23 protein-coding genes are annotated in these 20,808 nt (G+C 70.5%); 1 reads left to right on the forward strand and 22 read right to left on the reverse strand.

Annotated elements, in window-relative coordinates:
* Positions 1 to 124: 124 nt before the first annotated feature.
* The 3 genes from rpsI to ACWGO0_RS27670 form a co-directional block, all read right to left on the reverse strand.
* Positions 125 to 652, reverse strand: coding sequence for a 30S ribosomal protein S9 (gene rpsI, locus ACWGO0_RS27660; RefSeq protein WP_453540609.1), 528 nt, complete (start codon positions 650 to 652; stop codon positions 125 to 127).
* 45 nt (positions 653 to 697) lie between these two features.
* On the reverse strand, positions 698 to 1,141 hold the full coding sequence (rplM, locus tag ACWGO0_RS27665; RefSeq protein ID WP_031096418.1) for a 50S ribosomal protein L13: 444 nt from the start codon (positions 1,139 to 1,141) through the stop codon (positions 698 to 700).
* 227 nt (positions 1,142 to 1,368) lie between these two features.
* A complete protein-coding gene (locus ACWGO0_RS27670) occupies positions 1,369 to 2,991 on the reverse strand; it encodes an ATP-binding cassette domain-containing protein (RefSeq protein ID WP_453540613.1) in 1,623 nt (540 codons plus the stop codon).
* Positions 2,992 to 3,135: 144 nt separating this feature from the next.
* Between ACWGO0_RS27670 and ACWGO0_RS27675 the strand changes: the two genes are divergently transcribed.
* Complete coding sequence (locus ACWGO0_RS27675) at positions 3,136 to 3,990, forward strand: hypothetical protein (RefSeq protein WP_453540616.1); 855 nt, start codon at positions 3,136 to 3,138, stop codon at positions 3,988 to 3,990.
* A gap of 16 nt (positions 3,991 to 4,006) precedes the next feature.
* Here the strand turns inward: ACWGO0_RS27675 and truA are convergent, their stop codons facing one another.
* From truA to hisD, 19 genes are all read right to left on the reverse strand, one after another.
* Complete coding sequence (gene truA / locus ACWGO0_RS27680) at positions 4,007 to 4,861, reverse strand: tRNA pseudouridine(38-40) synthase TruA (protein WP_453540619.1); 855 nt, start codon at positions 4,859 to 4,861, stop codon at positions 4,007 to 4,009.
* 78 nt (positions 4,862 to 4,939) lie between these two features.
* The gene (gene rplQ / locus ACWGO0_RS27685; RefSeq protein ID WP_453540622.1) at positions 4,940 to 5,446 is read right to left on the reverse strand and encodes a 50S ribosomal protein L17; all 507 of its coding nucleotides are present in this window, start codon (positions 5,444 to 5,446) and stop codon (positions 4,940 to 4,942) included.
* A gap of 143 nt (positions 5,447 to 5,589) precedes the next feature.
* Positions 5,590 to 6,612 (reverse strand): DNA-directed RNA polymerase subunit alpha, encoded by a 1,023-nt coding sequence (locus ACWGO0_RS27690; protein ID WP_003966937.1) that lies wholly within the window; start codon positions 6,610 to 6,612, stop codon positions 5,590 to 5,592.
* Between the two features lie 136 nt (positions 6,613 to 6,748).
* Positions 6,749 to 7,153 carry a 30S ribosomal protein S11 gene (gene rpsK, locus ACWGO0_RS27695; protein ID WP_003956432.1) on the reverse strand — a complete coding sequence of 135 codons (405 nt, stop codon included), beginning with the start codon at positions 7,151 to 7,153 and terminating at the stop codon, positions 6,749 to 6,751.
* Between the two features lie 72 nt (positions 7,154 to 7,225).
* Positions 7,226 to 7,606, reverse strand: a complete 381-nt coding sequence (gene rpsM, locus ACWGO0_RS27700; RefSeq protein WP_014047799.1) for a 30S ribosomal protein S13 — start codon at positions 7,604 to 7,606, stop codon at positions 7,226 to 7,228.
* Positions 7,607 to 7,803: 197 nt separating this feature from the next.
* On the reverse strand, positions 7,804 to 7,917 hold the full coding sequence (gene rpmJ / locus ACWGO0_RS27705) for a 50S ribosomal protein L36 (protein ID WP_003956441.1): 114 nt from the start codon (positions 7,915 to 7,917) through the stop codon (positions 7,804 to 7,806).
* A gap of 60 nt (positions 7,918 to 7,977) precedes the next feature.
* Positions 7,978 to 8,199, reverse strand: a complete 222-nt coding sequence (gene infA / locus ACWGO0_RS27710) for a translation initiation factor IF-1 (RefSeq protein WP_014047798.1) — start codon at positions 8,197 to 8,199, stop codon at positions 7,978 to 7,980.
* Between the two features lie 165 nt (positions 8,200 to 8,364).
* Positions 8,365 to 9,201 (reverse strand): type I methionyl aminopeptidase, encoded by an 837-nt coding sequence (map, locus tag ACWGO0_RS27715; RefSeq protein ID WP_453540627.1) that lies wholly within the window; start codon positions 9,199 to 9,201, stop codon positions 8,365 to 8,367.
* Positions 9,202 to 9,362: 161 nt separating this feature from the next.
* Positions 9,363 to 10,706, reverse strand: a complete 1,344-nt coding sequence (locus ACWGO0_RS27720) for a PucR family transcriptional regulator (RefSeq protein ID WP_453540630.1) — start codon at positions 10,704 to 10,706, stop codon at positions 9,363 to 9,365.
* A 192-nt stretch (positions 10,707 to 10,898) separates the two neighbouring features.
* A complete protein-coding gene (locus ACWGO0_RS27725; RefSeq protein WP_453540633.1) occupies positions 10,899 to 13,706 on the reverse strand; it encodes an AAA family ATPase in 2,808 nt (935 codons plus the stop codon).
* 142 nt (positions 13,707 to 13,848) lie between these two features.
* On the reverse strand, positions 13,849 to 14,775 hold the full coding sequence (bdeA, locus tag ACWGO0_RS27730) for a bis(hydroxyethyl) terephthalate hydrolase (protein ID WP_453540636.1): 927 nt from the start codon (positions 14,773 to 14,775) through the stop codon (positions 13,849 to 13,851).
* A gap of 189 nt (positions 14,776 to 14,964) precedes the next feature.
* Positions 14,965 to 15,720 (reverse strand): imidazole glycerol phosphate synthase subunit HisF, encoded by a 756-nt coding sequence (gene hisF, locus ACWGO0_RS27735; protein WP_453540639.1) that lies wholly within the window; start codon positions 15,718 to 15,720, stop codon positions 14,965 to 14,967.
* Entirely contained in the window at positions 15,717 to 16,115 is a 399-nt protein-coding gene (locus tag ACWGO0_RS27740; protein WP_453540642.1) for a RidA family protein, read from the reverse strand. The genes hisF and ACWGO0_RS27740 overlap by 4 nt, the downstream gene beginning before the upstream one ends.
* Complete coding sequence (gene priA / locus ACWGO0_RS27745) at positions 16,112 to 16,837, reverse strand: bifunctional 1-(5-phosphoribosyl)-5-((5-phosphoribosylamino)methylideneamino)imidazole-4-carboxamide isomerase/phosphoribosylanthranilate isomerase PriA (RefSeq protein WP_453540645.1); 726 nt, start codon at positions 16,835 to 16,837, stop codon at positions 16,112 to 16,114. Before priA ends, ACWGO0_RS27740 begins: the two co-directional genes overlap by 4 nt.
* Positions 16,837 to 17,478, reverse strand: coding sequence for an imidazole glycerol phosphate synthase subunit HisH (hisH, locus tag ACWGO0_RS27750; RefSeq protein WP_453540648.1), 642 nt, complete (start codon positions 17,476 to 17,478; stop codon positions 16,837 to 16,839). Before hisH ends, priA begins: the two co-directional genes overlap by 1 nt.
* Positions 17,479 to 17,487: 9 nt before the next feature.
* Entirely contained in the window at positions 17,488 to 17,655 is a 168-nt protein-coding gene (locus tag ACWGO0_RS27755) for a hypothetical protein (RefSeq protein ID WP_453540651.1), read from the reverse strand.
* The gene (hisB, locus tag ACWGO0_RS27760) at positions 17,652 to 18,248 is read right to left on the reverse strand and encodes an imidazoleglycerol-phosphate dehydratase HisB (protein ID WP_453540653.1); all 597 of its coding nucleotides are present in this window, start codon (positions 18,246 to 18,248) and stop codon (positions 17,652 to 17,654) included. The genes ACWGO0_RS27755 and hisB overlap by 4 nt, the downstream gene beginning before the upstream one ends.
* Positions 18,245 to 19,387, reverse strand: coding sequence for a histidinol-phosphate transaminase (locus tag ACWGO0_RS27765; RefSeq protein WP_453540656.1), 1,143 nt, complete (start codon positions 19,385 to 19,387; stop codon positions 18,245 to 18,247). Before ACWGO0_RS27765 ends, hisB begins: the two co-directional genes overlap by 4 nt.
* Positions 19,384 to 20,706, reverse strand: a complete 1,323-nt coding sequence (gene hisD / locus ACWGO0_RS27770; RefSeq protein WP_453540659.1) for a histidinol dehydrogenase — start codon at positions 20,704 to 20,706, stop codon at positions 19,384 to 19,386. Before hisD ends, ACWGO0_RS27765 begins: the two co-directional genes overlap by 4 nt.
* Positions 20,707 to 20,808 lie beyond the last annotated feature (102 nt).

Consider the following 20,808-nt stretch of genomic DNA (forward strand, 5'->3'; position numbering starts at 1 on the left):
GGGCCCGACCCTCGGCCTATGAACGTCTAATGCCGTTATACGCCCGCGAGGGCCTATAAACGAACGCCCCAGCGGCACGAAATGTGCCGCCGGGGCGAACGTGTAATGCAGACGAGCAGGCGATTTAGCGCTTGCTGTACTGCGGGGCCTTACGGGCCTTCTTGAGACCGGCCTTCTTGCGCTCGACCGCACGGTCGTCACGGCAGAGGAAGCCGGCCTTCTTCAGCGTGGCGCGGTTGTTGTCCACGTCCGCCTCGTTGAGCGAGCGGGCCACGCCGAGGCGCAGGGCGCCGGCCTGACCGGAGACGCCGCCACCCGAGATGCGGGCGATGACGTCGTAACGGCCGTCGAGCTCGAGCACCTTGAAGGGCTCGTTGACTTCCTGCTGGTGCACCTTGTTGGGGAAGTAGTCCTCAAGGGTGCGACCGTTGATCTTCCACTTGCCGGTGCCCGGGATGATCCGGACGCGGGCGATGGCGTTCTTGCGACGGCCCAGGCCGGCCGCGGGCTGCGGGTCGCCGAAGCGGCCTGCGAGCGACTCGGAGGTGTACTCACCCTCGACGGGGACCTCCGACTCGAAGGTGGTCACCTCGGCGAAGGTCTCTTCGCCCTCGGTGCCCTCGACGGGCGTCTCAACAGTGGTCTCGGCCACGATTCTCCTCAGATCTTTCTTTACGTCTTTGGGGGGAGGCCGGAACTACTGCGCGACCTGGGTGATCTCGAACGGGACCGGCTGCTGCGCAGCGTGCGGGTGCTGGTCACCGGCGTAGACCTTGAGCTTCGAGATCATCTGGCGGCCCAGGGTGTTCTTGGGGATCATGCCCTTGATGGCCTTCTCGACGGCCTTCTCCGGGTTCTTCGAGAGCAGCTCGTCGTAACGCACGGAGCGGAGACCGCCCGGGAAGCCGGAGTGGCGGTACGCCATCTTCTGGGTCTTCTTGTTGCCGGAAAGGTGAACCTTCTCGGCGTTGATGATGATGACGAAGTCGCCCATGTCCATGTGGGGGGCGTAGATCGCCTTGTGCTTGCCGCGAAGAAGGTTCGCAGCCGTGGTGGCGAGACGGCCCAGGACGATGTCCTCGGCGTCAATGATGTGCCACTGGCGAGTGACATCGCCGGGCTTGGGGCTGTACGTACGCACTTCGTAGCCTTCGCTTCTTCAGTGGATGGGGTCCAGACACACGACACCTCTGAAGCGATCATGCAGCTGGGGCTCACAGTGCCGGGAACACCGCCCGTATGCGAGCCACTGGTAACTGCTCCAGAGAACTTACGTAAGGGTCCTTCGCGTGAAAACGACGAAGCCGATACGCATAACAAACTCCGACACTACCCGCCGCGCCCCGGACGGGTCAAAACGCGCCGGCCCTACCTCTGCCGCTCGACCCGGCGCTCGTCCCACACCGGCTCGGTCGTCTCCCGCACCACCCCGTCGGAACCGAATACCAGATACCGGTCGAAGGACTTCGCGAACCACCGGTCGTGTGTGACGGCCATCACCGTCCCGTCGTACACCTCAAGCCCGTCCTGCAGGGCCTCCGCCGACTCCAGGTCCAGGTTGTCCGTCGGCTCGTCCAGCAGCAGGGCGGTCGTCCCCGCCAGCTCCAGCAGCAGGATCTGGAAGCGCGCCTGCTGCCCGCCGGACAGCTTCTCGAAGGGCTGGTCGCCCTGCCGCTCCATCTCGTAGCGCCGCAGTACGGACATCGCCCCGCCGCGGTCCTTGGCATGCTCGGTCCAGAGAATCTCGACCAGCGTGTGCCCCAGCAGCTCCGGATGCGCGTGCGTCTGCGCGAAGTGCCCCGGCACGACCCGCGCCCCCAGCTTCCACTCCCCCGTGTGCGCCACCGACGTATCGCCGGCCAGCAGCCGCAGGAAGTGCGACTTCCCCGAGCCGTTGGATCCGAGGACGGCAACCCGCTCCCCGTAGAAGATCTCCAGGTCGAACGGCTTCATCAGACCGGTCAGCTCCAGGTTCTTGCAGGTCACCGCCCGCACCCCGGTCCTCCCGCCGCGCAGCCGCATCTTGATGTCCTGCTCGCGCGGCGGCTCCGGCGGCGGGCCCGCCTCCTCGAACTTCTTGAAGCGGGTCTGCATCGCGTGGTAGCGGTTGGCCATGTCGGGGCTGTTCGCCGCCTGCTGCCGCATCCGCAGGACCAGGGCCTTCAGCCGGGCGTGCTCCTCCTCCCAGCGCCGCAGAAGCTCCTCGAAGCGCGCGAACCGCTCCTTGCGCGCCGCGTGGTACGTGGCGAATCCGCCGCCGTGCACCCAGACATCCGACCCCGCGGGGCTGGGCTCCACGCTCACGATCTTCTCCGCGGCCCGCGAAAGCAGCTCCCGGTCGTGGGAGACGAAGAGCACCGTCTTGCGGGTCTCCTTCAGCTTCCCCTCCAGCCACCGCTTGCCCGGCACGTCCAGATAGTTGTCCGGCTCGTCCAGCAGCAGCACCTCGTCGGGCCCCCGGAGCAGCGCCTCCAGCACGAGCCGCTTCTGCTCACCACCGCTGAGCGTGCGCACCTCCCGCCACTGCGCCTTCTCGTACGGGACACCGAGCGCGGCCATGGTGCACATGTCCCAGACGGTCTCGGCCTCGTACCCCCGCGCCTCGGCCCAGTCGCTCAGGGCCTGCGCGTACTTCATCTGCGCGGCCTCGTCGTCGACGGTCAGGATCAGCGCCTCGGCCGCGTCCACCGCCCTCGCGGCCTCCCGGATACGCGGCTGGGCCACGGACACCAGCAGATCCCGCACGGTCCGCTCGTCCCGCACCGACCCCACGAACTGGGCCATCACGCCGAGCCCGCCGCTCACCGACACCGAACCGCCGTGCGGCTGGAGCTCACCGGCCAGCAGCCGCAGCAGCGTCGTCTTGCCCGCACCGTTCGCCCCGACGAGAGCGACGACGGCGCCGTCGGCGACCCGGAACGAAGCATCGCCGAGCAGCACCCGCCCGTCCGGTAGGTAGTACTCCAGATGGCCTGCTTCAAGATGTCCCATGCACAGCATTGTCACGGCCCGCGAACCCCTGGCCCAACCGGATTACTCAGGCTTGGACCGACCGGCACGTGGGGGGCGGCGTCGCGGGGCTGGGCACGCACCTTCTTCCACCCCCCACGTGCCGGTCGGTCTAAGATTCGCGGCATGAGCTTTGGGCAAGGGGGGCCCTCCTGGGGGCCCGGGGGCAATCAGACTCCGGACTGGGCGGCGCTGGCGGAGGAATCCGCCGCGCGCGGCCGGCGCAAGAAGTGGCTGATGATCGGCGGCGGCGCGCTGGCCACCGCGGCGGTCGCCGCGATCGTGGCCACGGCCGTGATCACGGCCAACGGCGACGAAGGACCGGGCCGGTCGGAGAAGAACGCGAGCGAGCTGCCCGCCCCCGCCGAGCTGCCGTCGGAGTCCTCCGCACCCGAGCCCTCCTTCTCCTCGGTCGCACCGCCGCCCCCGCCGGACCCGAAGGAGTACATCTCCGACGCGAAGAAGGACAAGGCGCCGATCACCGCCGACGCCTTCTTCCCCGGCAAGCGCCTGACCATGGGCGACCGCGTACACACCAAGGGCGCGACGGCCCAGACCCGCAACTGCGCCGCGACCACGCAGGGCGCACTCGGCTCGATCCTCGCCAACAACCGCTGCGAGCAGGTCATCCGCGCCACCTACCGCAAGGACGGCGTGGCCGTGACGGTCGGCCTCGCGGTCTTCAGGACCGAGGCCCAGGCCAAGAAGGCCGCGCAGCAGGCATCCGGCGGCATCGCCTCGCTCGACGGCGCGGGCGTATCCACCTTCTGCCGTGGCGGAACGGTCTGCCGCCGCACAGCCAACTCCTACGGCCGCTACGCCTACTTCACCGTGGGCGGCTTCACGAACGGCAAGAACGTCACCAAGGCCGACACCAACGTGTTCAAGGTCGGCGACGATCTGACGAACTTCACGTTCCGTCAGATCCACCACCGCGGCGAGGTCCAGGCATCGGCCGCGGCCGGCCTGCCCGCGAGCTGACGCACCGCCCGGGGGCTCAGCAGCACCCGCCCCCGGGCAACGTCCGTACGTTCCGCGCCTCCACGGCCCGTGCCGCCAGCAACTCGTCGGCCGGATAGGCCACTTCCTCCAGCGTCAACCCGTGCGGCCGGACCACATGCACCCCGGGATCCCGCACCCGCGCCGCCAGCACCTGCGCGGGCCACTCGGCAGGCCGCCGCCCGTCCCCCACGAACAACGCCGCACCGATCAGCGCCCGCACCATGTTGTGGCAGAACGCGTCGGCCTGCACGGTCGCCGTGAGGACACCGGACGCCTCGTCCCGTACCCAGTTGAGCTTCTGCAGCGTACGGATGGTCGTCGCACCCTCGCGCTTCTTGCAGTACGCGGCGAAGTCGTGCTCCCCGGCCATCGGCGCAGCCGCCTCGTTCATCGCGTCCAGGTCCAACGGCCGGTCGTGCCACAGCACATGACCCCGCACCAGCGGATCGACACCACCGGGCCGGTCCGCGACCCGGTACGCGTAACGCCGCCACAGCGCGGAGAACCGCGCGTTGAACCCGGCAGGCGCCTCGGCGGCCCGCCAGATCCGCACATCCTGCGGCATCCGCCCGGCCATGCGCCGCAGCAGCTTCTCCTCGTGCTCCGCCCACACCTCGGCCGGCAGATCGACGTGCGCGACCTGCCCCCGCGCGTGCACCCCGGCATCGGTACGCCCGGCAACGGTCAGGTCGTACGTACGCGAGGACCGTGTCACCGTCCTCAGCGCATCCTCGATCTCCCCCTGCACGGTCCGCCTGCTGGTCTGCTTCGCCCAGCCGGAGAAGTCCTTCCCGTCGTACGAAAGGTCCAGCCGCACCCGTACGAACCCGGGGTCCACCACGTCACTCACCCGCGCATCCTCTCAATGCAGAACGGGCCCGCACCGCCCCGAAGGGAGATGCGGGCCCGTCCAGTGGTCTCAGAACGCTCAGGCGTCCTTGGACTCCGCGTCGGCCTCGGCGGCCGGCTTGGCGTCCTCGACGGACTCGGCCGGGGCCTCGTCCTTCTTGAGGGAGTCTTCCTTGACCGCACGCTTCGTCGCGGCCTCGGCCTCACCGGTGGCCTGCTGCGCCACGGTCAGCGCCTCGACCAGCTCGATGACCGCCATCGGGGCGTTGTCGCCACGACGGTTGCCGATCTTGGTGATACGGGTGTAACCACCGGGGCGGTTCTCGTACCGCGGGGCGATCTCGGTGAAGAGCGTGTGAACGATGCCCTTGTCCGTGATCGACTGCAGCACCAGGCGACGGTTGTGGATGTCGCCCTTCTTCGCCTTGGTGATGAAACGCTCGGCGACCGGACGCAGGCGGCGGGCCTTGGCCTCGGTCGTCGTGATGCGGCCGTGCTCGAACAGCGACTTCGCGAGGTTGATGAGAAGAAGCTTCTCGTGCGCAGCGCTGCCGCCCAGACGGGCACCCTTGGCGGGCTGAGGCATGGTTTTTCTCCTTGTGTGCTGCACCGGCCGTATCAGGTACCGGTGTCAGTTCCCGCGAGGCGGCTGCCCCGCGGAAGTATTCAGGTGACTCACCCCGGCCCGGGGCACCCGAAAACCCAGGGCACCCCGAACCGGAGGGCGTTCTAGTACTGCTCGGTCTCCACGAAACCGGCGTCCGCGTCGTCGTCCGCGCCGAACGCGTCGGCGGCGGCGGTCGGGTCGAAGCCGGGAGGCGAGTCCTTCAGCGCGAGGCCCATACCGGCCAGCTTCGCCTTGACCTCGTCGATCGACTTCGCACCGAAGTTGCGGATGTCGAGCAGGTCCGCCTCGGAGCGGGCCACGAGCTCACCCACGGAGTGGATGCCCTCGCGCTTGAGGCAGTTGTACGACCGAACGGTGAGCTCGAGCTCCTCGATCGGCAGGGCGAGATCGGCGGCCAGCGCCGCGTCCGTCGGCGACGGGCCCATGTCGATGCCCTCGGCGTCGATGTTGAGCTCGCGCGCCAGACCGAACAGCTCGACCAGGGTCTTACCGGCCGACGCCATGGCGTCACGGGGACGCATGGCCTGCTTGGTCTCGACGTCGACGATCAGCTTGTCGAAGTCGGTGCGCTGCTCGACACGGGTCGCCTCGACCTTGTACGTGACCTTGAGCACCGGGGAGTAGATGGAGTCGACCGGAATCCGGCCGATCTCCTGGCCCACCTGCTTGTTCTGGACGGCGGAGACGTAGCCGCGACCGCGCTCGACGGTCAGCTCCATCTCCAGCTTGCCCTTGCCGTTCAGCGTGGCCAGGACCAGGTCCGGGTTGTGGACCTCGACACCGGCCGGCGGGGCGATGTCAGCGGCGGTCACGAGGCCCGGACCCTGCTTGCGCAGGTACATCACGACGGGCTCGTCGTGCTCGCTGGAGACGACCAGCTGCTTGATGTTGAGGATGAGGTCGGTGACGTCTTCCTTCACGCCCGGCACGGTGGTGAACTCGTGCAGGACACCGTCGATGCGGATGGACGTGACAGCCGCACCCGGGATCGAGGAGAGAAGAGTACGGCGCAGGGAGTTGCCGAGGGTGTAACCGAAGCCCGGCTCCAGCGGCTCGATCACGAACCGGGAGCGGAACTCGTCGACGACCTCTTCGGTCAGCGACGGACGCTGAGCGATCAGCATGAGAAGAATCCTTCAGTCGTGGGCACCCACTATTTGATGCCCGACAGATAGAACAAGGGTACGGGCGGTACGCCTCCGAAGAGACATACCGCCCGGACCCGAAAGAAACGCAACAACCGTTACCGGCCGTCGTGCGTCAGACGCGACGACGCTTCGGCGGGCGGCAGCCGTTGTGCGGCGTCGGGGTGACGTCCTGGATCGAACCGACCTCGAGGCCCGTGGCCTGGAGGGAGCGGATCGCGGTCTCGCGGCCGGAGCCCGGACCCTTGACGAAGACGTCAACCTTGCGCATGCCGTGCTCCTGCGCGCGGCGGGCGGCCGACTCGGCGGCCATCTGCGCGGCGAAGGGGGTGGACTTGCGCGAGCCCTTGAAGCCGACGTGGCCGGCGGAGGCCCAGGAGATCACGTTGCCCGAGGGGTCCGTGATCGAGACGATGGTGTTGTTGAACGTGCTCTTGATGTGCGCGTGGCCGTGAGCGACGTTCTTCTTTTCCTTGCGACGCACCTTCTTGGCTGCGCCCTGACGACCCTTGGGGGGCATGTCTTTACTCCAGATGGAGAGGGGAGGTGATCGGTCCTACAGCGAAGACCGCTGGATAGCGTCCGCTGAGGACTACTTCTTGCCCGGCTTCTTCTTACCGGCGATCGCGCGACGCGGGCCCTTGCGGGTACGCGCGTTGGTGCTGGTGCGCTGGCCGTGGACCGGCAGACCGCGACGGTGGCGGATGCCCTGGTAGCAGCCGATCTCGATCTTGCGGCGGATGTCGCCCTGGATCTCGCGGCGAAGGTCACCCTCGGTGCGGAGGTTGGCGTCCACGTACTCGCGGATCTTGACCAGGTCCTCTTCGGCCAGGTCACGAACGCGGGTGTTGGGGTTCACGCCGGTGGTGGCGAGGATCTCCTTGGACCGGGTGCGCCCGATACCGAAGACGTAGGTGAGGGCAACCTCCACGCGCTTTTCGCGCGGGATGTCAACACCTGAAACGCGTGCCATTCAATGGCTCCAGTTGTTTTTCGGGGGTCTTCCACAGTGCCACTCCCGGCCGCCGACCTCTCGTACGAAGTACTGAGGTGGTACGCCCGGGTCCCCGGCCCCCGCCGGAGGTGTCGTCAGCCGAAGCTTGGACGGGCACTGCGTATGTACGAATTACGTGCGTCGCGCGAAGTCTGCGAGATGCAGGGGGTCGTGCTTCAGCCCTGGCGCTGCTTGTGGCGCAGGTTGTCGCAGATGACCATGACCCGACCGTGACGGCGGATCACCTTGCACTTGTCGCAGATCTTCTTGACGCTCGGCTTGACCTTCATGGGATGTCAGGTTCTCCGGGTCAGTGCCACCACCGCGCCGAAGCGCGGTGCGGGCAAGATCTACTTGTATCGGTAGACGATCCGGCCACGCGTCAGGTCGTACGGAGAGAGCTCCACCACGACCCGGTCATCCGGGAGGATACGGATGTAGTGCATCCGCATCTTGCCGCTGATGTGCGCGAGGACCTTGTGACCGTTCTGGAGCTCCACCCTGAACATTGCGTTCGGGAGAGACTCGATCACGGTGCCCTCAATTTCGATGGCACCTTGCTTCTTGGCCACGCTTCGCCTTTCGAATCGGCTACCTTGATCGACTTCGGCTGCCGTATGCGGACACACGGATGCACGAGAGCCGACGAGTCAGTCTACGTCAGCGGACTCGAAAAGACGAATCCGTCAAGTTTGCCCACCATCCGTGATCCTTAGACCTACGGGGCGGGCGGGGTATCAGCCCAGGGGGTCCGGCGCCACGGAGACCCCGTACGCGGCCAGCCTCTCGCGACCGCAGTCGGGGGCCGTCAGGACCAGCGGCCCCTGCTCCGTCAGAGCGATCGAGTGCTCCCAGTGCGAGGACCACGTGCCGTCGGTCGTCAGGACCGTCCACTCGTCGTCCAGGACCTTCGTCTGCGCCGTACCGAGCGACACCATCGGCTCGATGGCCAGGCAGACACCGGGGACCAGCTTGATGCCCTTGCCGCGCTTGCGGGAGACGTAGTTCAGCAGGTGCGGGTCCATGTGCATCTCGGTGCCGATGCCGTGGCCGCCGTAGTCCTCGATGATCCCGTACTTGCCGGTGGCCGGACGGGGCTGACGGCGGATGTAGGACTCGATCGCCTTCGAGATGTCGACGAGGCGGTTGTTCACCTTCATCGCGGCGATCCCGGCCCACATCGACTCCTCGGTCACCCGGGACAGTTCGACGAGCTCCGGGGCGTGGCCCGTACCGACGAAGGCGGTGTACGCGGCGTCGCCGTGCCAGCCGTCGATGATCGCGCCGGCGTCGATCGAGATGATGTCGCCGTCCTTGAGGACCGTCTTGTCATCCGGGATGCCGTGCACGACGACCTCGTTGACCGACGTACAGATGGTCGCGGGGAATCCGCCGTACCCGAGGAAGTTCGACTTCGCACCGTGGTCGGCGATCACCTTGCGTGCGACCTCGTCCAGGTCCTTCGTGGTGGCGCCGGGCACGGCCGCCTCGCGGGTGGCGGCGTGAATGGCAGCGACCACCAGGCCGGCCTCGCGCATCTTCGCGATCTGCTCGGGGGTCTTGATCTGCACCATTGCTCGGCGCCTCTCTGCGTCTGTGGGATACGGGTGCGGCGTACCCCACGATACGGCGCAAACAGTCGGGGGGGGGGGCCCCGGGGGCCGGGGGGAGGTCTGTGCGGGGGCACATGTGGGTGGACCCGGGCGGGTCCACCCACATGTGCCCCGCCCCTCCCTCAGTCGCCGAGCAGGCGGCGGGCCGCCAGTGCCAGGGATACCTCGACCGCGTCGGACGGGCGGGTCAGGCACCGGCCCGTCAACTGCTCGAAGCGTCGCAGGCGGTTGAGCACCGTGTTGCGGTGGCAGTAGAGCCGCGCGCCCGCGCGCTGCGCCGAGCCGTCGGAGTCGAGCCAGGCGGTGAGCGTCTCGATCAGTACGTCGCGGTCCGCCGGGTCGAGGCGGTCGAGCGGGCCCAGTACCCGGGCGGCGAGCGCCCTGCCGAGGCCCGGGGAGGAGACGACGAGCGCGCTGGGCAGATGCTCGTCGAGCAGCACGACACCGCCCGACGAGGGGCAGGCCCGCAGGGCGGTCTCGGCGAGGCGGCGGGCGTCGCCGAGCGCGGCCAGTCCGCCGACCACCGAGCTGATGCCGACGCGGGTACCCGACGGCGCCGTCAACTCCGCCACGATCGCGGCCAGTTCCGCCCGGCCGGGCGGGGTGGAACCATCACCCTCCACCTGGCCGGGGTCGCCGGGTTCCGGTGCGGCGGGCTCCCGGGTCAGCGCCAGGATCGCGAACTCCGCGTCCTGCCCCGGGTGCCAGAGCACGTCCGTACCGGCGGGCAGCGTCAAGGGCTCCTCACCCGCGCCGTGCGGGGCGCGGAGCGCGGAGGAGACCGCGAGCACCGCGTACCGGCCGCCCACCGGCATGTCCAGCATCGCCGCCGCGTCCGCCAGATCCGCGATGCGGGCCGTGCCGTCGAGCAGCGCGGCCGTCATCAGGCGCTGCTGGTTCTCGCGCCGCCAGACCAGCCGGCGCTCGGCCTGCCGGTAGGCGTCCGCCACCACTCCGCAGTGCTCGTCGACGAAGTTCCAGACGTCGGCCGCGACATGGACGAGCAGCCGGATGTCCTCGGGGTTGCGGCGCGCGGTCTCGTCGACCAGGTCCTGCCAGACCATCGCGCCGCCCATCCGGAAGGCGTGCAGCACCGCGTCGAGCGGCACTCCCTGCTTGGCCCTGGACTCGCCGACCCACCGGGACGTGCGGTGGGCGGCCTCCCGGAACTCCCGGGGCTGGATCAGGGAACCCACGTTGTCCCGCAGCGAACGGTGCACCTCCTGCCACACCTCGGCGGGTTCGTTCTCGATGGCCGTGCGGTACGCCGGTTCCTGTTCCCGCAGCGCCTCGACGAGCCGGTCCGTGAGCTCCGGGAGCCCGGCGATCAGCACCCGGGCGGCCCGGTGCAGTGCGGCGATGGCCTCGCGGTCGGCCAGCGAACGGAAGCGGTGCGGCAACGGCGTTACAGAGGGCGGGGGCGGCCCGTGCAGCGCCCTGATCCGAGAACGTACGACCTGTGGCATGGCGGCCTCCACCGTGGACAGACCGGCTCCGGCGCACCCGGCCCGGCCTTGGGCACGAGCACACCGAATGATCCTGACGCCCGCAGAATGGCATACCGCCCAGTCGGTACCTAGGGGTCTGCGGAGTTCTTATCATCACGGTCCTGCAACCTCCCGGACATCTGCGCGTGCCCGGGGCCGGTACCAGAAGCCCTACAGGCTGCCCAGCAGCCTCGCGAGCTCGGTGCGGGACCTGACGCCCAGGGCGGCGAAGACGTTGCGCAGATGGTGATCGACCGTCCGGGGGCTCACGGAGAGGCGTACCGCCACCTCCCGGTTGGTGGCGCCCTCCGCCACGTACCGGGCGATCCGCTGCTGCTGCGGGGTGAGCCCGGCGAGCGGGGCCGGTCCAGCCGCCTCCGGTACGTCCACCGCTTCCCCGGCCGCGCGGAGCTCTCCGGCGGCTCGCTCCGCCCAGGCCCGGGCCGAGCAGCGCTCGAAGGCGACCAGGGCGTCGCGCAGGGGGCCCCGGGCCGCGCGGGTCTGCCGGCGGCGGCGCAGCCACTGTCCGTGGAGAAGCTGGGTGCGGGCTCGTTCGAAGTCGCCGCCCGCCCGGCCGTGGTGGGCCATGGCCTCCTCGTAGCGGGCGGCGGCCTCATCCGGGGGCGCCAGCAGGGCGCGGCAGCGGGCGAGCTGGGCGGGGGCCTGCGGGTCGGTCGTGCACTCGGTCCAGCGGGCGAACTCCTCGACGGCCACCGCGAGACCGTCAGGCGATTCGTCCGCGCGGCCCGAGAGCACCGCCGCCTCGATGTAGCACGGCACGGCCAGCATCCGGGTGGCGAAGTGGCCGCGCCGGGGGCCGGGGCCGACCAGGGGCGCGAGCCTGGCCGCCGCCTCGGCGGGCCGCCCCGCGGCCAGGTCGGCGCGGGCGACGGCCCAGGTGGCGAGGGTCGCCGCCTGGGCCAGGCCGTGGGGCCCGGCGCCGGCCAGAGCGGCGTCGCAGTGGGCCGCGCACGCCTCGGCCGGGCCCTCCACCGAAGCGGCCAGCGCCAGTACGGCGTGCAGATGCGCGGAGGCGTTGGGCTGCCCGGTACGGCGGGCCGCGTGCAGGCCCTCCAGGGCGTGCGCGCGGGCTCTGGCGTGGCGGCCGGACCGCAGTTCCGCGTACGCGAGGTGCTCCAGCGCCTGCGGCAGCAGGGCTTCGGGCCCGCGGGTGCGGACGGCGGCGAGGGCGCGGGCACCGGCCCGGCAGGCGTCCTCGGTCTCGCCCAGTACGAGGGCCGAGACCCCGGCCCGCAGGAGGGCGGCCGGGTCGTCGGTGCCCTCGGCGGATTCGAGGCAGACCCGGAGCAGGGCATGACCCTCGCCCGTGCGTCCGCCGAGCACGGCGCACATCCCGGCGCGGTAGTGCGCCACGGCCAGGCCGGGCGGGGCGTCGGGAACCCGGTTCATGGCGTCCAGGTAGGCGACGGCGTCCCCCATCGCCCAGGCGGCCTCCGCCGCGCCGAGCAGGGCGTCGAGGGTGCGGCGCGGATCGTGCGCGGCGAGCAGCGTGGCCGCCGCGATGAGGGCCTCGTGGGCGTCCGCCGCCGGCCCGTCGCGCAGGGCGAGCATGCCGCGTACGTAGGCGGCGAGACCACCGGCGGTGGGGGTGCCGCTCCCGCGTGCCGCGCCGTACGGGGAGGGGCGGCCGGCCGGCGGGTGCGCGTCGGTGCGGGCCAGCAGGGCGCGGGAGCGGGCCGCGTCGCCCGCGAGCCGGGCGTGTTCGGCCGCGGCGGCGAACCGTGCGGCGCGCAGCGTGTCGTCGGTGGAGAGCACGGCGGCCCGGGCGAGCGCCGCGGACCGTTCGGCGTGCGGGCGGGGTGCGACGGCCGCCGCCGCGAGCTGTCCGGCGAGCGCCGCGTCGGGGCCCGGCGCGGCGCAGGCCCGCTGGACGAGCGGGGGCAGCGCCGGGGCGCAGGGCCCGGCCAGCAGGGTGGCGAGCAGTTCGTGCACCGCACGGCGCCTGGCCGGCGGCGCGCGGTGCAGGACGGCCCGGCGCAGCAGCGGGTGGCTGAAGTGCAGGCGGCTGCCCGTCCGCTGGAGGATGCCCGTGATCCCGGCGGGGCCCAGGATCACGTGGTCCAGGAAGCCGGGGGCGAGTCCGGCCCCGGCACCCGCCCGCAGCAGGAGCGCGGCGTCCGCCCCCGCGCCTTCGGGTTCGTGTTCCTCCGCCGCCGCGGCCAGCAGGAGGAGGGTCCGGGTGTGCGGTGGGAGGGCGTCGAGGTGGGCCGCGTGGGCGTCGAGGACGCTCTCGCCGCCGGGCAGCGGATAGGGCAGCGCGGTGCGCCCTGCCAGTTGGTCGGGGGTGAGGCGGCCGGCGAGTCCGGCGAGCAGGCGCGGGTTGCCTGCGGCTTCCCGGAGCAGTTCGCTCCGTACGACCGGGTCGACGCCGCCGGCCCCGTCGGTGAGCCGGTCCAGCAGGGCGGTTGCTGCGTCGTCGTCGAGCGGGCCGAGCCGGAGCGCGGGCAGCCCGGCGAAACTGGTCTCGTCCTCGGCGCCGAGGACCACGGCGACCCTGCTGCCCGAGCCGAGCCTGCGGGCCGCGAAGCCGAGCGCGGCCCGTGAGTCGGGGTCCCAGGCGTGCGCGTCGTCGACGCAGACCAGCAGCGGCCGTTGGGCGCCGAGGCCCCTCAGCAGGCCGAGCAGGCTCCCCGGGGTGATGCCGGAGCGCAGCACCTGGTCGGCCTGTGCGGGAAGGACGCCGGGTGCCGAGCAGAGCAGGGCGTGCAGTCCGCTGTAGGGCAGCCGTTGTTCGGCGGGCTCCCCCGTCGCGTACAGCACCGGCCCCCGCTCATGTGCGCGGTGGGCGGCGGCCGTTCGCCGCAGCAGCGCGGTACGGCCGAGGCCGGGCGGCGCTGTCAGTACGAGCGCACCGCCGTCACCCGCCCGCAGTCGGCCCAACAGGCCGTCCAGGATGGCGATTTCACCGCTGCGGCCGTACAGCCGGAGCGGACTGTGCACGGTCGTGGATGAGGTCACCCCGTCACGTTACTTCCGCGTAAACAACCTCGGAAGGTTCGCATCCGGATGCTGCGCCGGGACGGCCGCGCGCGGGGCAGGCTCCCAACGGGATGCGGTACGCGCTGTGCGGTCGCACAGCGCGTACCGCGCGGAACGTGAGCTAGGAGGTGTGCGGGCAGGTGCCCCGGTACTCGGCGATCGTCAGACTCGCCTGCGGCAGCGGGCAGAGGAACTGCTCGTACCGGGTGTCGTTGTCGATGAAGCGCTTCAGCCACGAAATGCTGTACTTCGCGATCGTGGTGTTGGAGGTGTTCGGTGTGAAGTGCGTGGCGCCGCGCAGCTCCAGATACGCCTTGTCCAGGGTGCTGGGCAGGGAGTTGTAGAACGGTTCGGAGTGCGCGCCGACCGATGCGACCGTGTCACCGTCCGCGCCGACGACCAGGGTGGGCGTCCGCACCTCGGGCCAGGTCTTGTCGGTGTTCCAGCCGGTCAGCGGGATCGCCGCCTTCAGCGAGGTACGGTCCTTGGCGGCCTCCAGGGTGCCGCCACCGCCCATGGAGTGGCCCATCACGCCGAGCCGTGAGCTGTCGACGCGGCCGCGTACCGAGCTCTGCTGCGTCAGGTAGTCGAGTGCGGCCAGGAGTTGGTCGCCGCGGCTGGCGGGCTGGTCCACCGTCGTGTTGGTGTCGATGGTGAAGACGACGAAGCCCTGGGAGGCGAGCCGCGGGCCGAGCCAGGCCATGCTGGACTGGTAGGCGGTGAATCCGGGTGCGATGGCGACGGCGCCGAAGGTGCCGTCCGCGGTGGACGTCGGGTAGTAGATGGTGCCGCCGCCGAAGCCGCCCACCAGCGAGGAGACCGAGGTCTCCGAAACGGCGTACGAGCCGCGGCTCGCCTCGATGCTCGACACGGTCGGCGCGGGACCGCGCTGGTAGGGATTGTCGGCGGCCTGCGCGCCGGGGACCAGCGCGGTGAAGAGACCGGCGGCGGCCGCGGTGGCCAGCAGGGTCCTGAGCGTGCGGGTGCGGCCCGTGGACGTCCGGTGACGGCGCGGGGAGGTGCCGCCGGAGGGGAGGAGCTGGTGCACGAGGGGGGTCCTCTCGGTTGTGGCGGAACCACACCGTGCGGGGGACCGAGAGCCTCGCCCAAGGCTTCGGGGTGCACCGCGTGGCTTGCCGCCGTCATTCGTTGGCGGTCGCCACTCTCGCGGTGCACCCCGTGCGCGCACATCGGCGAGATCACCGGTCTTCGCGACCGGGCCCCACCGGAACAGACCTCAGCGGACCGGGTGACCGGCTTCCCGCAGAGCGTCCTTGACCTCGGAGATCCGCAGGTCACCGAAGTGGAAGACGGACGCGGCGAGCACCGCGTCGGCGCCCGCCTCGACGGCAGGCGCGAAGTCCGCGAGCCGGCCGGCGCCACCGGAGGCGATGACGGGGACCGTGACATGCGCGCGTACGGCCGCGATCATCTCGGTGTCGTAGCCGTCCTTCGTGCCGTCGGCGTCCATCGAGTTGAGCAGGATCTCGCCCGCGCCGAGCTCGGCGGCCCGGTGCGCCCACTCGACGGCGTCGATACCGGTGCCCTTGCGGCCACCGTGCGTCGTCACCTCGAAGGTTCCCGCGGGGGTGCGCCTGGCGTCGACCGAGAGCACGAGCACCTGGCGCCCGAAGCGTTCGGCGATCTCGCGGATCAGGTCGGGCCTGGCGATGGCCGCGGTGTTGACGCCGACCTTGTCGGCACCGGCGCGCAGCAGTTTGTCGACGTCGTCGGGAGTGCGGACACCGCCGCCGACCGTGAGCGGGATGAAGACCTGCTCGGCGGTACGGCGCACCACGTCGTACGTCGTCTCCCGGTCACCGCTGGACGCGGTGATGTCGAGGAAGGTCAGCTCGTCGGCGCCCTCGGCGTCGTACAGCTTGGCCATCTCGACGGGGTCGCCCGCATCACGCAGGTTCTGGAAGTTGACGCCCTTGACGACCCGGCCGTTGTCGACGTCCAGGCAGGGAATGACTCGGACCGCGAGACTCACTTCGTACCTGCCCTGAATGCCTCGACCTCGACCTCGACGACCAGGCTCGGGTCGACGAACCCGGACACGATGATCATCGAGGCGGCGGGCCGTACGTCGTCGAACAGCTCCTTGTGGGCGCGGCCCACGTCCTCGACGTCCCGGGCGTGCGTGATGTACATCCGGGTGCGGACGACGTCCTCGCGGCCGAGGCCGAGCTCCTTCAGCGCGTCGAATGCGACGTCGAAGGAGGTCCTGGTCTGCTCGTACGGGCTGCCCGCCGAGATCTGGCCCTTGACCACGGACGTACAGCCGGCGACCAGGACGAGTCCGCCGGGCAGCTCCACGGCGCGGGAGTAGCCGAACTTCTCCTCCCAGGGGGCGCCGGTGGAGATACGGCGTACGGAGTCGGTCATGCGGAGACCGCCTTGAGCGCCTCTTCCAGCGTGAACGCCTTCGCGTAGAGCGCCTTGCCGACGATCGCGCCCTCGACGCCTTCCGCGACGAGGGAGGAGATCGCCCGCAGGTCGTCGAGCGAGGAGACGCCCCCGGAGGCGACGACGGGCTTGTCGGTGGCGGCGCAGACGTTCTTCAGGAGCTCCAGGTTGGGGCCCTGGAGCGTGCCGTCCTTGGCGATGTCGGTGACGACGTAGCGGGCGCAGCCCTCGGCGTCGAGGCGGGCGAGCGTCTCGTAGAGGTCTCCGCCGTCACGGGTCCAGCCACGGCCACGCAGCGTGGTGCCGCGGACGTCGAGGCCGACGGCGATCTTGTCGCCGTGCTCGGCGATCACCTTGGCGACCCACTCGGGGGTCTCCAGGGCGGCGGTGCCGAGGTTGACGCGGGTGCAGCCGGTGGCGAGGGCGGCGGCGAGCGAGGCGTCGTCGCGGATGCCGCCGGAGAGCTCCACCTTGATGTCCATGGAGCGGGCGACCTCGGCGATCTGCGCCCGGTTGTCACCGGTGCCGAAGGCGGCGTCCAGGTCGACGAGGTGCAGCCACTCGGCGCCCGCCCGCTGCCAGGTGAGGGCGGCCTGCAGGGGGTCGCCGTACGAGGTCTCGGAGCCGGACTCGCCGTGGACGAGGCGGACGGCCTGGCCGTCGCGGACATCGACGGCGGGGAGCAGTTCAAGCTTCGGCATTACAGCGTCTCGATCCAGTTGGTCAGCAGCTGGGCGCCGGCATCGCCGGACTTCTCGGGGTGGAACTGGGTGGCCCACAGCGCGCCGTTCTCCACGGCCGCCACGAAACGCTCGCCGTGCGTGGACCAGGTGACCCTGGGGGCACGGATCTTGGCGTTGGTGACTTCGAGGGACCAGTCGTGCGCCGCGTACGAGTGCACGAAGTAGTAGCGGGCCTCGGGGTCCAGGCCGGCGAAGAGCTGGGAGTCCTCGGGGGACTCGACGGTGTTCCAGCCCATGTGCGGGACGACATCGGCCCTGAGCGGGCCGACGGTGCCGGGCCACTCGTCCAGGCCCTCCGTCTCCACACCGTGCTCGATGCCGCGCTCGAACAGGATCTGCATGCCGACGCAGATGCCCATGACGGGGCGTCCGCCGGCCAGCCTGCGGCCGATGACCCATTCGCCGCGGGCCTTCTTCAGACCCTCCATGCAGGCGGAGAACGCGCCGACGCCGGGCACCAGCAGCCCGTCGGCGTTCATCGCCGTGTCGAAGTCGCGGGTGATCTCGACGTCCGCGCCGACGTGGGCGAGGGCCCGCTCGGCGGAACGCACGTTGCCGAAGCCGTAGTCGAAGACGACGACCTTCTTCTTGTCACTCACAGACGTCCCTCAGTCCCAGAGTCCCTGAATCCGCAGAATGCCCGCGAGCAGGCACATGGCGGAGCCGATCCCGAGCAGTACGACGACGCCCTTGGGCATGTCCTGCTTCGAGAAGGAGTAGACGCCGCCGGCCAGGAAGAGGCCGACGACGATCAGAATCGTATTGAGCCCTGTCACAGCGCACCCTTGGTGGAAGGAAGGATTCCGGCGGCGCGCGGGTCGTGCTCACAGGCGTAGCGCAGGGCGCGGGCGAGCGCCTTGAACTGGCACTCCACGATGTGGTGCGCGTTGCGCCCGTACGGCACGTGGACGTGCAGGGCGATCTGCGCCTGGGCGACGAAGGACTCCAGGATGTGCCGGGTCATCGTCGTGTCGTACTCGCCGATCATCGGCGCCATCTTCTCGGGCTCGGTGTGCACCAGGTAGGGGCGGCCGGAGAGGTCGACGGTGACCTGGGCGAGCGACTCGTCCAGCGGGACGGTGCAGTTGCCGAAGCGGTAGATGCCGACCTTGTCGCCGAGCGCCTGCTTGAAGGCGGCACCGAGCGCGAGGGCGGTGTCCTCGATGGTGTGGTGCGAGTCGATGTGCAGGTCGCCGTCGGTCTTGACCGTGAGGTCGAAGAGGCCGTGGCGGCCGAGCTGGTCGAGCATGTGGTCGTAGAAGCCGACCCCCGTCGACACATCGACTTTTCCGGTGCCGTCGAGGTTGATCTCGACGAGCACGGACGTTTCCTTCGTGGTGCGTTCCACGCGGCCTACGCGGGGGTTCATGCCTCGTGCTCCTTCTTGGCTTTCTCAGTGACTAGCAGGCGCACCGCGTCGAGGAAGGCGTCGTTCTCGGCGGGGGTCCCTGCGGAGACGCGCAGCCATCCCGGTACGCCGTTGTCCCGGACCAGGACGCCCCGGTCGAGGATCTGCTGCCATGCGGTGTGGCTGTCGGCGAAGCGGCCGAACTGGACGAAGTTGGCGTCCGAGTCGGTCACGTCGAAGCCGAGTGCGCGCAGCTCGTCGACGATCCGGTCGCGCTCACGCTTGAGCTGCGCGACGTACCCGAGCAGCGTATCGGTGTGTTCCAGGGCGGCGAGCGCGGTGGCCTGGGTGATGGACGACAGGTGGTACGGCAGCCGCACCAGCTGTACGGCGTCGACGACGGCCGGGTCAGCGGCGAGGTAGCCGAGGCGCAGTCCGGCGGCGCCGAACGCCTTCGACATGGTGCGCGAGAGCACCAGGTGCGGGCGGCCCTCGATCAGCGGCAGCAGCGAGGCGTGGTGGCTGAACTCGCCGTACGCCTCGTCGACGACGACCATCGACGGCTTGGCCGCCTGCGCCGCCTCGTACAGCGCGAGGACCGTCTCGGCGTCGACCGCGGTGCCGGTGGGGTTGTTGGGCGAGGTGATGAAGACGACGTCCGGCCGCTGCTCGGCGATGGTCTTGCGGGCAGCCTCGACATCGATGGTGAAGTCCTCGTTGCGCGGTCCGGAGATCCACCCGGTGCCGGTGCCGCGCGAGATGAGGGCGTGCATCGAGTACGAGGGTTCGAAGCCGATCGCCGTGCGCCCCGGACCGCCGAAGGTCTGGAGCAGCTGCTGGAGCACCTCGTTGGACCCGTTGGCCGCCCAGACGTTGGCGAAGCCGACCTCGTGCCCGGCGGTGCGGGTGAGGTAGCGGGCGAGCTCGGTACGGAGCTCGACGGCGTCCCGGTCGGGGTAGCGGTTGAGGTCGCGGGCGGCCTCGCGGACGCGCTCGGCGATCCGGTCGACCAGTGCCTCGGGCAGCGGGTACGGATTCTCGTTGGTGTTGAGGCGTACGGGTACGTCGAGCTGCGGCGCCCCGTAGGGGGACTGGCCGAGGAGCTCCTCGCGGATGGGGAGCGCGTCCCAGGGATTGCGGGTGGTGCTGTCGTTCGTCACGCCTGCGGGACCTTCCATCCGAACCGTGCCTTGAGCGCGGCGCCGTGCGCGGGGAGGTCCTCGGCGTCGGCGAGGGTCACGACGTGGTGCGTGACCTCGGCAAGGGCGTCGCGCGTGTAGTCGACGATGTGGATGCCGCGCAGGAAGGACTGCACGGACAGGCCCGAGGAGTGGCAGGCGCAGCCGCCGGTGGGCAGGACGTGGTTGGAGCCCGCGCAGTAGTCCCCGAGGGAGACCGGCGACCACGGGCCGACGAAGACCGCTCCGGCGTTGCGGACGCGGTCCGCCACGGCGGCGGCGTCCGCGGTCTGGATCTCCAGGTGCTCGGCGGCGTAGGCGTCGACGACCTTGAGGCCGTCCTCCAGGTCGTTGACCAGGACGATCGCGGACTGACGGCCGGCCAGGGCGGGCTCGATCCGGTCCGCGACGTGCTTGGTCGCGGCGATCTGCGGCTTCAGCTCGGCCTCGGTGGCCGCGGCCAGTTCCTCGGAGTCGGTGACGAGGACGGCGGCGGCCATCGGGTCGTGCTCGGCCTGGCTGATCAGGTCGGCGGCGACGTGCACCGGGTCGGCGGTCGAGTCGGCGAGGATCGCGATCTCGGTCGGGCCGGCCTCGGCGTCGATGCCGATACGGCCCTTGAGGAGGCGCTTGGCGGCGGCGACGTAGATGTTGCCGGGGCCTGTGACCAGGTTCACGGGCAGGCATTCGGCCGTCCCGTACGCGAACATCGCGATGGCCTGGGCGCCGCCCGCCGCGTACACCTCGTCGACGCCGAGCAGGGCGCAGGCGGCGAGGATGGTGGGGTGCGGCAGTCCGCCGAACTCCTTCTGCGGCGGCGAGGAGACGGCGATGCCCTCGACGCCCGCCTCCTGGGCCGGTACGACGTTCATGACGACGGACGAGGGGTAGACGGAGCGCCCGCCCGGTACGTAGAGCCCGACGCGCTCCACGGGCACCCACTTCTCGGTGACCGTGCCGCCCGGGACGACCTGGGTGGTGTGCGTGGTGCGGCGCTGCGCGCTGTGGACGAGCCGGGCGCGGCGGATCGACTCCTCGAGCGCGGCCCGTACGGCGGGGTCGAGCTGCTCCAGCGCCCCGGTGATCGCGGCGGCCGGTACCCGGGTCGATTCGAGGCGTACGCCGTCGAATTTCTCCCCCCACTCGATCACTGCCGCGGAGCCACGATGGCGTACGTCCTCGCAGATGGGCCGCACCGTCTCCAGGGCGGCTTCCACGTCGAACTCGGCACGGGGCAGCAGGTCGCGCAGGTCGCCGCCCTCGGGGAGGGCGGTGCCGCGCAGATCGATTCGAGAGATCACACCGCAATTCTCGCAGACCGCTTCCGGCGCCCGGACGCCCGTATCACTGGCTGATACATGCCCCGGCCGTCACTGCTGACTACTAGCGTTCACGCCGTCACA

It is taken from the genome of Streptomyces sp. NPDC055749 (assembly GCF_053617235.1).

Excerpts from the sequence above, each read along its gene's own strand:
- ACWGO0_RS27670 (WP_453540613.1), bottom strand. The coding sequence starts at position 2,991 with ATGGGACATCTTGAAGCAGGCCATCTGGAGTACTACCTACCGGACGGG.
- ACWGO0_RS27675 (WP_453540616.1), top strand. The coding sequence starts at position 3,136 with ATGAGCTTTGGGCAAGGGGGGCCCTCCTGGGGGCCCGGGGGCAATCAG.
- rplQ (WP_453540622.1), bottom strand. The coding sequence starts at position 5,446 with ATGCCTCAGCCCGCCAAGGGTGCCCGTCTGGGCGGCAGCGCTGCGCAC.
- ACWGO0_RS27690 (WP_003966937.1), bottom strand. The coding sequence starts at position 6,612 with ATGCTGATCGCTCAGCGTCCGTCGCTGACCGAAGAGGTCGTCGACGAG.
- rpsK (WP_003956432.1), bottom strand. The coding sequence starts at position 7,153 with ATGCCCCCCAAGGGTCGTCAGGGCGCAGCCAAGAAGGTGCGTCGCAAG.
- rpsM (WP_014047799.1), bottom strand. The coding sequence starts at position 7,606 with ATGGCACGCGTTTCAGGTGTTGACATCCCGCGCGAAAAGCGCGTGGAG.
- rpmJ (WP_003956441.1), bottom strand. The coding sequence starts at position 7,917 with ATGAAGGTCAAGCCGAGCGTCAAGAAGATCTGCGACAAGTGCAAGGTG.
- map (WP_453540627.1), bottom strand. The coding sequence starts at position 9,201 with ATGGTGCAGATCAAGACCCCCGAGCAGATCGCGAAGATGCGCGAGGCC.
- ACWGO0_RS27720 (WP_453540630.1), bottom strand. The coding sequence starts at position 10,706 with ATGCCACAGGTCGTACGTTCTCGGATCAGGGCGCTGCACGGGCCGCCC.
- ACWGO0_RS27740 (WP_453540642.1), bottom strand. The coding sequence starts at position 16,115 with ATGACCGACTCCGTACGCCGTATCTCCACCGGCGCCCCCTGGGAGGAG.
- priA (WP_453540645.1), bottom strand. The coding sequence starts at position 16,837 with ATGCCGAAGCTTGAACTGCTCCCCGCCGTCGATGTCCGCGACGGCCAG.
- hisB (WP_453540653.1), bottom strand. The coding sequence starts at position 18,248 with ATGAACCCCCGCGTAGGCCGCGTGGAACGCACCACGAAGGAAACGTCC.